This window comes from Maribacter antarcticus DSM 21422 (assembly GCF_000621125.1).
GTDB lineage: Bacteria > Bacteroidota > Bacteroidia > Flavobacteriales > Flavobacteriaceae > Maribacter > Maribacter antarcticus.
The window spans coordinates 369,901-382,553 of sequence record NZ_JHZC01000004.1 but is presented as its reverse complement, the minus strand read 5'-3'; the positions used below and the strand labels follow the sequence as shown (position 1 = coordinate 382,553).

13 protein-coding genes are annotated in these 12,653 nt (G+C 38.5%); 10 read left to right on the top strand and 3 right to left on the bottom strand.

Translation table 11 applies throughout. The features are described 5' to 3' along the window. Window positions 1-67 precede the first annotated feature (67 nt). The 4 genes from Q360_RS0101680 to Q360_RS0101665 all read left to right on the top strand — a co-directional run bounded on the left by Q360_RS0101680 (window position 68) and on the right by Q360_RS0101665 (window position 3,253). A complete protein-coding gene (locus Q360_RS0101680; protein WP_027075541.1) occupies window positions 68-781 on the top strand; it encodes a class I SAM-dependent methyltransferase in 714 nt (237 codons plus the stop codon). A gap of 105 nt (window positions 782-886) precedes the next feature. Continuing rightward, window positions 887-1,381 (top strand): CIA30 family protein, encoded by a 495-nt coding sequence (locus Q360_RS0101675; protein ID WP_027075540.1) that lies wholly within the window; start codon window positions 887-889, stop codon window positions 1,379-1,381. A 329-nt stretch (window positions 1,382-1,710) separates the two neighbouring features. Then, a complete protein-coding gene (locus Q360_RS0101670) occupies window positions 1,711-2,127 on the top strand; it encodes a DUF2141 domain-containing protein (RefSeq protein WP_027075539.1) in 417 nt (138 codons plus the stop codon). Between the two features lie 187 nt (window positions 2,128-2,314). Continuing rightward, window positions 2,315-3,253: a LysR substrate-binding domain-containing protein gene (locus tag Q360_RS0101665; RefSeq protein ID WP_027075538.1), complete on the top strand. Its 939-nt coding sequence runs from the start codon at window positions 2,315-2,317 to the stop codon at window positions 3,251-3,253. 26 nt (window positions 3,254-3,279) lie between these two features. Here the strand turns inward: Q360_RS0101665 and Q360_RS26425 are convergent, their stop codons facing one another. Next, on the bottom strand, window positions 3,280-3,477 hold the full coding sequence (locus Q360_RS26425; RefSeq protein ID WP_027075537.1) for a hypothetical protein: 198 nt from the start codon (window positions 3,475-3,477) through the stop codon (window positions 3,280-3,282). Window positions 3,478-3,689: 212 nt separating this feature from the next. Here Q360_RS26425 and Q360_RS0101655 point away from each other — a divergent pair, with 212 nt between their 5' ends. Next, window positions 3,690-4,892, top strand: coding sequence for a D-alanyl-D-alanine carboxypeptidase/D-alanyl-D-alanine-endopeptidase (locus Q360_RS0101655; RefSeq protein ID WP_245603128.1), 1,203 nt, complete (start codon window positions 3,690-3,692; stop codon window positions 4,890-4,892). Window positions 4,893-4,980: 88 nt separating this feature from the next. Here Q360_RS0101655 and Q360_RS0101650 read toward each other — a convergent pair whose 3' ends face one another. Both Q360_RS0101650 and Q360_RS0101645 read right to left on the bottom strand, forming a co-directional pair. Beyond that, entirely contained in the window at window positions 4,981-5,511 is a 531-nt protein-coding gene (locus Q360_RS0101650) for a peptide-methionine (S)-S-oxide reductase (RefSeq protein WP_027075535.1), read from the bottom strand. A gap of 48 nt (window positions 5,512-5,559) precedes the next feature. Further along, entirely contained in the window at window positions 5,560-6,141 is a 582-nt protein-coding gene (locus Q360_RS0101645; RefSeq protein WP_027075534.1) for an NUDIX domain-containing protein, read from the bottom strand. Between the two features lie 81 nt (window positions 6,142-6,222). On the opposite strand from Q360_RS0101645, the gene Q360_RS0101640 reads away from it, so the two are divergent. The 5 genes from Q360_RS0101640 (at window position 6,223) to Q360_RS0101620 (ending at window position 12,567) form a co-directional block, all read left to right on the top strand. Next, window positions 6,223-7,941 (top strand): DUF885 family protein, encoded by a 1,719-nt coding sequence (locus Q360_RS0101640; protein WP_027075533.1) that lies wholly within the window; start codon window positions 6,223-6,225, stop codon window positions 7,939-7,941. 3 nt (window positions 7,942-7,944) lie between these two features. After that, a complete protein-coding gene (locus Q360_RS0101635) occupies window positions 7,945-8,988 on the top strand; it encodes an aldo/keto reductase (RefSeq protein WP_027075532.1) in 1,044 nt (347 codons plus the stop codon). A gap of 2 nt (window positions 8,989-8,990) precedes the next feature. Beyond that, window positions 8,991-10,400 (top strand): Na+/H+ antiporter NhaC family protein, encoded by a 1,410-nt coding sequence (locus Q360_RS0101630; RefSeq protein WP_027075531.1) that lies wholly within the window; start codon window positions 8,991-8,993, stop codon window positions 10,398-10,400. Next, complete coding sequence (locus tag Q360_RS0101625; RefSeq protein WP_027075530.1) at window positions 10,387-10,743, top strand: TIGR04076 family protein; 357 nt, start codon at window positions 10,387-10,389, stop codon at window positions 10,741-10,743. The genes Q360_RS0101630 and Q360_RS0101625 overlap by 14 nt, the downstream gene beginning before the upstream one ends. Window positions 10,744-10,995: 252 nt before the next feature. Further along, window positions 10,996-12,567: a M81 family metallopeptidase gene (locus tag Q360_RS0101620; protein WP_027075529.1), complete on the top strand. Its 1,572-nt coding sequence runs from the start codon at window positions 10,996-10,998 to the stop codon at window positions 12,565-12,567. Window positions 12,568-12,653: the final 86 nt, after the last annotated feature.

Below are 12,653 nucleotides of genomic sequence, written 5' to 3'. Positions count from 1 at the left end.
AAGGAAAGGTAAGGACTTAAACCCCTAACTTTAGCTCTTAAGTTAACCAAAGTAAAAAAGTTCAAAAATGATTAGAACACTAATGCAAATCCTTCCTCTTTTTGTTTTGTTTTATTCTGGCTTAAATTACGCCCAAGAAAGCCGATATACGTTTAAAAATGGTGATTCCAACGGCATTGGAAAATGGTATATGAATCGCGAAATATCTCATGTTATGGGCTATCAAGGTATGTCTTGGTTGGAAAGGGATGAGCGTGAAAAAGAAGAAAATACGACGTCCCTTTTAGTAAATATGAGTATCTCTAAAACAGACGATATTGCCGATATCGGGGCAGGTTCTGGTTACCATGTGTTTAAGATGGCATCCATGGCAACAGCCGGCACCATTTATGCTGTTGATATACAGGATGAAATGTTGATCGCGATGAGGGATAAAAAAGTAGGTGATAATTTCCGTAATGTGGAATTGATAAAAGGAAGCGAAAAGAGTATCAACTTAGCACCTAAGTCAGTCGATAAAGTGCTCATTGTAGATGTCTACCACGAAATGAATTTTCCTTACGAAATGCTATCCTCCATCAAAAAAGCAATGCGACCTAACGGCAAATTATATTTGATAGAATACAGGGGCGAGGACCAAAATGTGCCTATAAAGAAGTTACACAAAATGACCGAAGCCCAAGCGATTAAAGAAATGAAGGCCTTGGGCATGGTACTGCAAGAGAATATCGATAACCTACCGTGGCAGCATTGTATGGTTTTTGTAAAGGATGAGGAGTAACTGGCAATGAATATCCTATTATCCTGCAAAATTAATGACAACAGCTTATGTGAAATGGAGAGTCAACTAAAATATATATTCCCCTTCTTTTTAATAATTAATAGTATGACAGCACAAATAATAGTCGATTTTAAAGAGAATCCTAGCACCGTAAACTGGTATGTGGTAGATGACGTGGTTATGGGTGGCCGTTCGTCTGGAACATTTGACTTGACCGATGAAGGTTACGGAAAATTCTCAGGAGAAGTGTCTTTAGAAAATAATGGTGGCTTCTCTTCAATACGGTATGATATAAAGACTCTCCCTGTAAATTCTAACAATACTATCCGTATCCGCTTAAAAGGTGATGGTAATCCCTACCAATTTCGGATAAAAGATAAGCGCAGACAATACTACAGTTATATTAAAACATTTAAAACTAGTGGTGACTGGCAAACCCTTGAATTCAGATTGAAAGACTTCTACCCTACCTTTCGCGGCAGAGAATTGGACCTACCTAATTTTAATCACGATACCATAGAAGAACTACAGTTTTTAATTGGCAATAAAAAGCCACAAGCATTCAAATTACTAATAGCGTCTATAGAATTGGTTGATTGACAAAACCGGTGTTATTTTAAATACTCGTCTACTATCTTAAAACCATAGTTAACCTTCTAAAATATTATCAAGCTTAAAACTGAATGCCGGAGGTGTTTCGCTTACTTGTTTAATACTAACATAGATTTTAAGAAGTATTTACGGGATATTTAAAATCATAATCGTTGTTGGTTACTCCACTAACGCTTATTGCATAGCCACTACAGTATCGCATCAAAGGCCTAAAACAGTTGACTCTCAAAATTCAACAGTTGGGTAGTTTCATTTTTATTTCCATATGGTTTTGTTGCAGATTTGTTCCAACGATAAACATATAAACAACAAATAGTATGAAAACAATTGGACTTATTTTAGGATTAGTATTTAGCAGTTTAGTAGCAACCGCACAAGACAAAGAAGGTGTAACCATAACTGTGGTTATAGAAAATGTACTCTCGAATGAAGGTACTGTTATGGGAGCCTTACATACAGAACAAACTTTTATGAAAGGTCCTGGTATAATGAACCAACAACTAGATGCGACCAAAGGAGAAGTTACACTGACGTTTGAAAATGTGGAGAAAGGAAATTTTGCGGTAATGCTCTTACATGATACCAACCAAAACAAAAGAATGGATTTCGAGGCAAACGGTATGCCCAAAGAAAATTACGCGACATCTGGTGGAACTGATTTTGGCCCTCCAAGTTTTGCTTCTGCCAAATTTAAAGTAGCCGATGAAGATTTAGAGTTCAGAATTCGGTTCTAAATACGCAAACGCATCCTCAATAAAAAGCTCCTTATGTAGGAGCTTTTTTTATGTGTTCAAACATTAGATTACTAGGTTCTAAAAATCCTATCAAGGCACCTATCACTATAATAAAATCAAATAAACCTGACGATTATAATAAGTTTAACTGGTAGTTTATTTAATTTTGTAACGTAAAATTACCCTTATGACTATTACACAATTACAATATGTACTGGCGGTTGCCGAATATCGAAATTTCACACTGGCTGCGGAAAAAAGCTTTGTTACTCAGCCTACGCTAAGTATGCAGGTACAAAAGCTGGAAGACGAGCTAGACGTCTTATTATTTGACAGAAGCAAAAAACCCATCTCCATTACAGAAGTTGGAAAAAAAATTGTGGCACAAGCTAAAAACATTGTAAACGAAGCTGGGCGTATAAAAGATATCGTAGATCAAGACAAGGGATATATAGGTGGGGATTTCACTTTGGGTATTATTCCAACGGTTATGCCCACATTGTTGCCTATGTTCTTAAAAACCTTCATTACTAAATATCCTAAAGTAAATCTTATCATAAAGGAACAAAGCACGGAAAACCTGATAAAAAATATCCAGGATGGTCATTTAGATGCGGCCATTGCCGCTACGCCCTTAGAAATTGAATATATTAAAGAAAGACCTTTATATTACGAGCCCTTTGTAGGGTACATTACTTCTGAGCACCGGTTAAGCGGAATTAAGGAATTAACGGTAGAAGACCTGGACGTTTCTGATATATTACTATTACAGGATGGCCATTGTTTTAGGGACGGCGTATTAAACCTCTGTAAAACGCCGAAAAAACTGGGAGATGAACATTTTAAATTACAAAGTGGAAGCTTCGAAACCTTGGTAAACCTTGCCAATGAGGGATTGGGGATGACACTTCTCCCCTATTTAAACAGTATGGAACTTAGTCCCGAAAACAAAAAAAACATTAAATACTTTAAAGAACCCTCACCAGCACGTGAGGTAAGTATTATATTTCATAAAAATGAGCTAAAGATTCAGATAACAGAAGCATTAAGGGAAGTCATAACCAGTATTGTAAAAGGGGCAATCACATTTCAGGACGTGAAAATTATTAGTCCATTAAACAAATAAAAAAGCCACTTTGAAGTGGCTTTTTGTTATACTTTTAAATACGTTAAACTGTTTTGTAATTCTGGTTTGTCCGTTATGAACTTGTGTAACCAGAGTCTCAATTCTTCTACCTCTTCAGGTAGTAAAAGTTGAAGGGCTTTTTTTAGTTCTTTGCAAAATAATTTTACATCGAAACTAACTTTTTTCAGCACTGTCTTGCTGTACTCAAGCATTGGTTTTGCCATTGTAGTACCTTGTTTATTAATTAGTTGTTACGTAAATTTAAACATAAAATAAGATATAATATTATAATTGACACGTTAAAATAAACTTAGAAATGTTAAATCTGAGTAAGCTTGAACCTCTTAACAAATTTACCTTCCATAACTAAATGAAAAAAGTGCTCCTGAGTTGTTGTCTTATAACCGGGTTGATAAGTTGTTCGTCAACCAAAAAAATGGTTTTAAAAAATATAGACAATACGCTATCCTCAACCTTTTATGATAACCAGTTTACAGGTGTTTTGTTTCTAGATGGCAATAGCAAGGACACCCTGTTTAGTCGAAATAGTGACAAGTACTTTACCCCTGCAAGCAATACTAAGATTTTTACCTTATATACAGCCTTAAATACCCTCCCGGATAAAATCCCAGCATTACGATACCTTAAGCAAAACGACACCTTGTACGTTGAAGGCACAGGAGACCCCTCTTTTCTACATCCTTATTTAAAGGATAGTACGGCTTTTTATTTTCTTCAACAGCATAAAAATATTGCCTTACATACCGGTAATTTTCAAGATTCCAGCTTTGGGCCTGGTTGGTCCTGGGACGATTATGAGTACTATTACTCCCCAGAAAGAAGCGGCTTTCCAATGTACGGTAATGTGGTACTAATTTCCAATAAAGTAGGAGCACAAATTTTACCTGAGTATTTTAATGATAGTGTGGTGCACGTTTCAAATAATACCAACCGCGAAATGCATCGTAACCTGTTTTATTTTGATGCCACTAGGACAGACACCTTGGAAGTACCCTTTAAAACTGGAAATACTATCCTTAAAAACCTACTGGAAAAGGAATTGAACCAGAAAATAAAAGTTACCCTACAAATGCCTATTGGAAAGAAAAAAATATTGCATGGTATAAAAGCCGATTCCCTCTACGTCAGATTGATGCATAAAAGTGATAATTTTATTGCCGAACAATTACTGCTTCTTTCTGCATCTGAAACCACGGATACCCTAAACAGTAAACTGGCGATAAGGAATACCTTGGAAAATTTACTACCAAACGTACCGCAACAACCCAGGTGGGTAGATGGGTCTGGATTGTCCCGTTACAATTTATTTACACCCCAGTCTATGGTGCATGTCTTAGAACGCCTTTATGAAGAACTGCCGAAAGAGCGACTTTTTAAAATTTTTCCATCAGGAGGCGTATCCGGAACTTTAGAGAATTCGTATGGTAGTGAGTACGAACCATACCTCTATGCCAAATCTGGGAGTTTAAGCAATAACTATTGCTTGAGTGGTTATTTATTGACAAAATCTGGCAAGACGGTTATATTTAGTTTTATGAACAACCATTTTAGACAACCTTTATCAGAAGTAAGATTACGAATGCAACAGATTTTTGAGAATATTAGAGATACGTATTAAATAGCCCGTGGATTGTCTATGATTGCACTATAATGTTTTAGAAATTCCCTATTCCATTACACTTTATGCTCATTTATGCTTCTATTCCCTATTGGGCAAGAACTTTATTTACCGGTGTAGCCAAAGTACCTTTTTTAACGTGTGCTGAAAAGGTATCTAATAACAACTGTAGTTTCGGCTGAATATGGGTTTTACAAAACGGCCGCTCCGTGTCTGTAAAGTAATAATTATGGAATTGACTATCAGAGGGTTTAAAAGTGTTGAACCAAAGTACTTGTGTAATAAGGGGTTCAACAAAATCGCCTTGTATCGCTTCTAATAAACCAGATATGAGTCCGGCATCTTCATCTGAAAATATATAAACAGCAGAACGGTACTTGCTGCGCATGGAATGTTGAGAAGTGCTATTGTGAGTGTGCAAATGAACAGCAATAATATCCTTCAAACTAATACTATCCTCATAAAAGTGAACTATTACTGCCTCCGAAAAGGATGAATTAACCCCAGTAGAGGCAATGAATCCCTGTTCTACATTATACACACCCTTTAGGGATTGAAAAACTGCCTCGGTGCACCAATAGCACCCACCGCCTAGTCCAATTTTTTGTAACTTCTGCATAGCCTGTTGGTCGTAAAAAAGTAGCTAAAATAACACCATGAATTACCCTTAAAAAATACCCGTTAATGCAGCATGCTGCAACAGCATAACACTCTTGGCATCTTTTATACCACCGCTAGAAACCATATCCAGTGCCTCTGTAAAGGTACACTCCAAAACTTCAATATTCTCAGTTTCATCTTCAACACCACCGCCTTCTTCTACCTTCATATGCGTGTCATATTCCCCCAGAAAAAGATATAGTTTCTGTGTAACGGAACCAGGACACATAAAAGTAACCATCACCTGCTGAACAGCATTTAGTTTGTAACCTGTTTCTTCTAAGGCTTCTTTTTTTATACATTCCTCGGGCGATAGTCCGTCTAAAAGGCCAGCGCATACCTCAACCATCATACCATTATCATTACCGTTAACGTAGGTTGGCATCCGAAATTGCCGTGTAAGCACTACGGTTTTCCTCTCCCGATTGTACAGCAGAATGGCAGCACCATCGCCACAATCATAGGATTCCCTACGTTGGGTTTCCCAAGTACCGTCTTCTTTTTGATATTCAAAATTGTAGTTGTTTAAAGTGTACCAATTATCTGACAACTCAACTTTTTCAATATTCTTTATTCGTTCGTTCTTCACAGTACAAAGTTAAAAACTCCTAAGATATAATTCCCCCATTAATTAGTATCTTTCTCATTTAAGACCAAAACTTGCTTTAATATGAAAACCTTTACCGGTATTTGGCTACTTCTCATTTTAACTCCTTTCGGCCTTTTTTCACAGGATTTAGGAGAAGATTATATTTTGGAATGGAAGAAGTTTCACCCTTCAAAAGCCCTTAATTTAGGTATGCGGCCATCGGTTTTCCAGTATGAAGATCGTTCTAACGGAACGATTATCAAATGGTTGGGCTTTAACGAGAGAATACTAACAGAATTATCCGCTACGAACTCAAATATTGACCCAATTGATGGACGACTTTTAAGAGTGAAGGCACAGTCAGAAGTAGACAAATGGAAAACACTAAGTGAACATACTACTTCACTTCGGTTGTATTCCAAATTGATTAAAAAAGCAATTATATCAGTTTTCAAGGCTGATTATCTTCTTAGTTCCGAGAAATCGATATTGATTTGCGACCGACTTACAGCAATAACAGAACTAGCCAAAGCCGCACAATCGAATCTAAAGCAAGTATCAAAAATTGATTTAGAAAAAGGTTTGGAAGATTTGGGGAGTTTAAGTGATTTTCTTCAAAAGGATTTAGAGAAACAACTACAATCAAACGGACTATCAAAAACCTGTAAAGGCCTTTATTTAAAGCTAACAATAGCGATACAAAGTGTAGAAGAACTAAAAAAATTTAGTACCTCTACGCTTAAAAAAAATACGCTAGAATCGGTTTCTATTCTAGGGGAGCAAGAATATGACCGCAGATTGTCACTTTATACCGATAGTAATCTTACTTCAAAAAAATTAGCCGAAATGGCATTGGCCGAAATCCAGACCGTAAAAGGTCTGATGAATGAAGTCTCTAGAAAATATATTACCGAAACCTATCCTGACAAAGCACTTCCAAAAAACGATTTGGAAATTATCAATTTGGCCTTATCGGATATGGAAAAAGATGCCCCTATCAGTGCTACGGACTATCTTCAATTTTGGAAACAATTAGCAAACTCAGCTATTAAATTCATTAAAGAAAAGGACATCGCTACATTACCTAAGAACAATACCTTAAACATACAAACCGCATCTGAAAGCGCTGGTGCTGCAGCGCGTATCGGATGGGTAGCAAGTGCTCCACCTTTTGACCCCAATCCTGTGACCACGTTGAATTTACCATCTATTCCCGAAACGCTCCCGATACAGGAACAAATCGATTTCTGGGCATCATTTAATAAGCCTTTCAATCGTATGATTGTTATTCATGAATTGTATCCTGGGCATTACATGCAATTGAAAATTAGTCGAGAAACGCCGCATCCGATTCGTATGTTATTTCCGTACGGAATATACATCGAAGGCTGGGCTACCTTCGCGGAAAAAGTAGTGCTCGATGCCGGATGGGAATCAGGAAATTCCCTAACCTATTTAGCACATCTACGTAAACGTCTCGAAAATGCAAACAGAGCGTATACCTCAGTAAAAGTGCATTGTACTGAATGGAATCAGGAACACGTCCTAAAATTCTCTACCGAAACTTCCTTATTGGCTCCACAATTCGCTAAAAGCCTTTGGGGGCGCATTATGAACTCTCCTATGCAATTGACATCTTACTATTTGGGCGGAACACAATTCACAAAATTACTAAAAACCGAGAAAGAGCGTTTGGGAAATAACTTCAACTTAAAATTGTTTATGGACACTGTGATGAAAGCAGGACCTATTCCTATTGACGAATTTTATCCTATATTCAAAAATACCAAGCTTCAATAATTTATGGAAAGAATAGAATTACAACCTGGATACTCTATTTCCAGCGTCATCAAAGGAGGATGGCATTTGGCCGGTGGTCATGGAAGTATAGCTGAAGAACAGGCTTTGGAAGATATGCGCCATTTTGTGAACGCAGGAATTACCACCTTTGACTGTGCGGATATTTATACAGGTGTAGAAGAACTCATTGGTACGTTTATAAAAAAATATCATAGTGAATTCCGAGCCGGAGACTTGCCTCCAATTCAAATCCACACTAAATACGTACCAGATTATAGCGCATTGGCGACTTTGACAAAGGAGCAAACCACAGCTATTATTGACCGTTCCCTCAAACGATTGGGTGTAGAACAGTTAGATTTAGTGCAATTCGCTTGGTGGGATTATCAGTTTCCCAAGTATTTGGAAACCGCAGTGCACCTTTCTGAGTTGCAGAAAAGTGGAAAAATACGGTTGTTGGGCATTACCAATTTCGATACCCAGCGTATTCAGGAAATGCTTGATGCTGGGGTTGATATTGCGGCTAACCAAGTGCAATATTCTGTGCTTGATCAGCGTGTGGAAACCGACATGACTCCGTTGGCAAGAAAGAATAACATTCCTTATCTGTGTTATGGCACCGTTGCCGGTGGATTTCTAAGTGACCGCTATTTGGGTGCACCCGACCCAATTCAACCCTATGAAAATCGTTCCTTAACCAAATACAGGTTAATCATTGACGAATTTGGTGGGTATAAATTGTTTCAACAGGCATTGCAAATGCTACGGGAAATTGCTAACAAATATGAGGTAGGCATTACAGAAGTCGCATGCAAGTATATTCTCCAGAAACCTATGGTGGGAGGAGTGATTGTCGGTGCACGAAATCGCAAGCATTTGGAAAGTTTACAAAAGCTTGCCAAGTTTCATTTGGATAGTGGCGATCTAAGCAAGATTGGAACAATAGTTTCGCAAAGCAAAGGTCCAAACGGACCATTTTACGATTTGGAACGCGACAAAACTGGTAAACATGGCGCTATCATGAAATACAACCTCAACGAAGACTGATTTTGAAACTCGAAGATACATCGAAACAGCTCCCAAAACTCGAATTTTACGGGGGTACTTTAGGCGTTCTTTTCCCATTTTTTCTATTTGTTACCGGAGTAATTACCATAGCACTTTCCGGAGCTCCGGATGAACGCGGATTCTGGCCCGTATTAATTCTTGCACTTGGTCTAGGTCTAATTCTTTGTAAAGATAGAACTGCCTTTTCCGAAGCCGTCATCTCAGGAATGTCACAAAAAATCGTGATGATTATGATTACTGCTTGGATTTTGGCCTCTATCATCGGGATTTTAATGACCTTGACAGGATTTGTAGAAGCGCTAATTTGGCTTTCGAACCAGGTACAGCTTTCGGGTACAGGCTTTGTAATCGCAACTTTTATTATCTGTTGTATAGTATCCCTTTCTACCGGTTCTAGTTTTGCTACTATTTTAATCTGTAGTCCCCTGCTCTACCCGTCTGGCGGAATACTTGGAGCACACTTACCAGCTTTGGCGGGTGCCATTATCGGTGGTGCTACGTTTGGAGATTTTATTGCGCCTATCTCCGATACCACCATTGCCAGCGCCTTAAGTCAAGATGCTGAAATCGGAGCTACCATCAAGAGTAGATTAAAATATGTGCTGCCAGCTGCATTTTTGGCCCTTGTTGCTTATTTTATCGTTGCCTATAGCTCTGATTCCGCGGAAGGCATTAGTAAAGCTAGCTCTTTGAGCAACCCAAAAGGGCTCCCCATGCTTCTAATTCCGGCTTTTGTGATTTATCTTTTCTTAAAAGGAAAACACCTCTTACATGGGCTCCTATTCGGATTATTATTCGGAACACTTCTTGGTCTTATTTTGGGACTATTACCTCTTTCAGAAGTTCTTTCTTTGGATTTGGAGAACTTTGCTGCCAAGAGTTTCATAATCGATGGTATAAACCGCGCTGTGGGTTTGAGTATATTTACCATATTATTAATGGGATTGGTTGCGACGCTAAAAGCAAGCGGACTCATGGACAAACTGGTGGACTTTGCCGCCACGCGTGCCAACACAGAGAAACATGCAGAAGGTTGGATAGCTGGCGTCATGAGTATTGCTGTATTATTGACGACACACAGTATTGTGGCTATTTTAATGGTTACCGATTTTACTAAAAAAACAGGAGAACGGTCAGGCGTATCGGTAATAAGACGGGCTAACTTATTAAGTTTGATTGCATGTATATTTCCCTTTGTGCTACCTTATTTTATTCCTGTAATCTTAATGGCTAACATGACGAATACCGGGGAAGAATTTGGAATCCCACAGGTGAGTCCACTAGAAGTGGGTCTTTATAATTTCATGTCTTGGGGTCTATTAGTCATGGCATTAATCACCCTACTTTTTGGCTGGGGAAGAACAAAACTAAAAAATAATGAAGAAGGCTGAAGAATTAAGAGACGACCAATTTGAACTCTATGACTTAACCGTTATAGTAGAGAAAATAGAAGGGAATTGCACCTGTAATATGGTTATTGGAGATGAATTTTACTTAAAAGGTGGGAAATTATCGATGCCAGAAGAATCGGATTTTTGTTTGTACGCACTCCAATCTACTATTCCACTCTTACCCACCAAACAAAGAAAAAACCACCCTGCCGATTGGATGGAAACCGATGCCCGAGTCGTTTGTCCAGACCCTGAATGTAAGTTGGTCATGCGCATAGACCGTGACGCGCTTAGGCTTTTAAATCATGATGATGTGAGTCCGGTGAAGTGGGAGAAAAAATAAACTTCTAGAACACTAAATTCACCCCAAACTCCACCGATTCCAGAACCAATAACAATAGTATCATAAGCTAATTTTTTTGATACCATAAATTACCACTTTTAACATTTTTAAGGCCATATCGTAAGTAAACTTAAAAAATGGAAACCGGCTACCTTTTCTAATCCTAAAATTGACCTTATATTTAACGAATTAATATAAGTTCTAAGTGCAAAAACCAGATATAAACACATATATCTCCTAAATAATCCTATTTTGAAAAAGACCATTTTAAGTATAATTTTTGTTGGATGTATGCTTCTAGGATGCAAATCCAAAACTGACAAAACCGAAGAAACTAGATTACCAAGAATAGCAATTGCAGGCATTGGAATAGAATCTAGTACCTTTTCCCCTGCGCAGACGCATGAAGAGGCTTTCCATGCGAGAATCGGAGATTCTATTTTTAGTCGTTATCCTTTTTTTAATGCAGGAACAGCTATCCGTAAAAGAGCGGAATGGGTACCTACACTATTGGGGAAATCATTACCTGGAGGTATTGTGACCCGCGAAGCCTACGAATCCATGGTTAAAAAGACATTGAAAATGTTAAAAGAAAATGGACCCTATGACGGTCTCTTTTTTGATCTTCACGGCGCAATGAGTGTTGTGGGACTTCAAGATGCGGAAGGCAATTTAATTAAACGCGTTCGCGAGGTCATTGGTACGGATGTTTTGATTTCGACTTCAATGGATTTGCATGGTAACGTGACTAAAACACTGGCAGAACATTCAGATCTTATAACCTGTTACCGAATGGCACCCCATGAAGATGCCTTAGAATCAAAAGCTCGAGCAATAACGAATATGCTTGATCGTCTGGAAAGCGGTAAGGGCAAACCTAAATTCAAAGCATGGGTTCCTGTTCCCATACTATTACCCGGTGAAAAAACCAGTACACGAATTGAACCCGGAAAAAGCTTATATGCAAAGATTCCAGCGATAGAACAACTAGAAGGTGTCATAGATGCCGCCATTTGGATGGGATACCCTTGGGCAGACGAAGCTCGTAACCACGGTGTGGTAGTGGTCACAGGAGATGACAAAGAACAAGTCACTAAAGCTGCCGAAAATTTGGCAAAAGCCTATTGGGATGTCAGGAAAGAATTTGAGTTTGTGGCTCCAGTAGCCACCTTGGATGAAAGTTTGCAACTGGCACTAGCGAGTGAAGCAACTCCATACATAATTAGTGACATGGGAGACAACCCTACCGCCGGTGGTGCCGGAGATGTCACTTGGACGTTAAGGGAACTATTAAACCGACCTGAATTTAAATCGGAAACGGGACCGTCATTAATCTATGCGTCTATTCCCGGACCTGAACTCATAGCCGCGGCATTAAAAGTAGGTTTGGGCGGAAAAGTATCTGCCATGGCTGGTGCTCAGGTAGATGACCGCTTTGCTCCTCCGCTCAAATTAGAAGGAACCGTTACCGCTATTAGAGAAGGTGACCGTGATGCTAAAGTAGAAGTTGTCGTAAAAATTGGAAGTATCAGCGTCATCGTGACCGACAAACGTAAACCCTATCACCAAGAAGCAGATTTTACAGATTTGGACTTAAATCCTCGTGAGTCTGATATTGTAGTTGTAAAAATAGGCTACTTGGTTCCTGAGTTATACGAGATGCGTGGCGATTGGATTATGGCATTAACACCTGGGGGCGTAGATCAAGACTTGGAACGCTTAGGTTACGAAAATATAAAAAGACCCATGTTTCCTTTGGATAAGGACATGAAAGACCCAGATTTAAGTGCTCGATTGATAAAGTCATCAAACCAATTGAATTGATAGTTCATTTTCAAATGGAAAAATGGCGTTTAAACTATCTCTAAAACATAAATTACCAATCTTTGATTTGTAAATAAAATAATACA

Coding starts and splice junctions, on each gene's coding strand:
- Q360_RS0101670 (WP_027075539.1), top strand. CDS start 1,711: ATGAAAACAATTGGACTTATTTTAGGATTAGTATTTAGCAGTTTAGTA.
- Q360_RS0101680 (WP_027075541.1), top strand. CDS start 68: ATGATTAGAACACTAATGCAAATCCTTCCTCTTTTTGTTTTGTTTTAT.
- Q360_RS0101665 (WP_027075538.1), top strand. CDS start 2,315: ATGACTATTACACAATTACAATATGTACTGGCGGTTGCCGAATATCGA.
- Q360_RS0101635 (WP_027075532.1), top strand. CDS start 7,945: ATGGAAAGAATAGAATTACAACCTGGATACTCTATTTCCAGCGTCATC.
- Q360_RS26425 (WP_027075537.1), bottom strand. CDS start 3,477: ATGGCAAAACCAATGCTTGAGTACAGCAAGACAGTGCTGAAAAAAGTT.
- Q360_RS0101625 (WP_027075530.1), top strand. CDS start 10,387: ATGAAGAAGGCTGAAGAATTAAGAGACGACCAATTTGAACTCTATGAC.
- Q360_RS0101675 (WP_027075540.1), top strand. CDS start 887: ATGACAGCACAAATAATAGTCGATTTTAAAGAGAATCCTAGCACCGTA.
- Q360_RS0101655 (WP_245603128.1), top strand. CDS start 3,690: ATGGTTTTAAAAAATATAGACAATACGCTATCCTCAACCTTTTATGAT.
- Q360_RS0101640 (WP_027075533.1), top strand. CDS start 6,223: ATGAAAACCTTTACCGGTATTTGGCTACTTCTCATTTTAACTCCTTTC.
- Q360_RS0101650 (WP_027075535.1), bottom strand. CDS start 5,511: ATGCAGAAGTTACAAAAAATTGGACTAGGCGGTGGGTGCTATTGGTGC.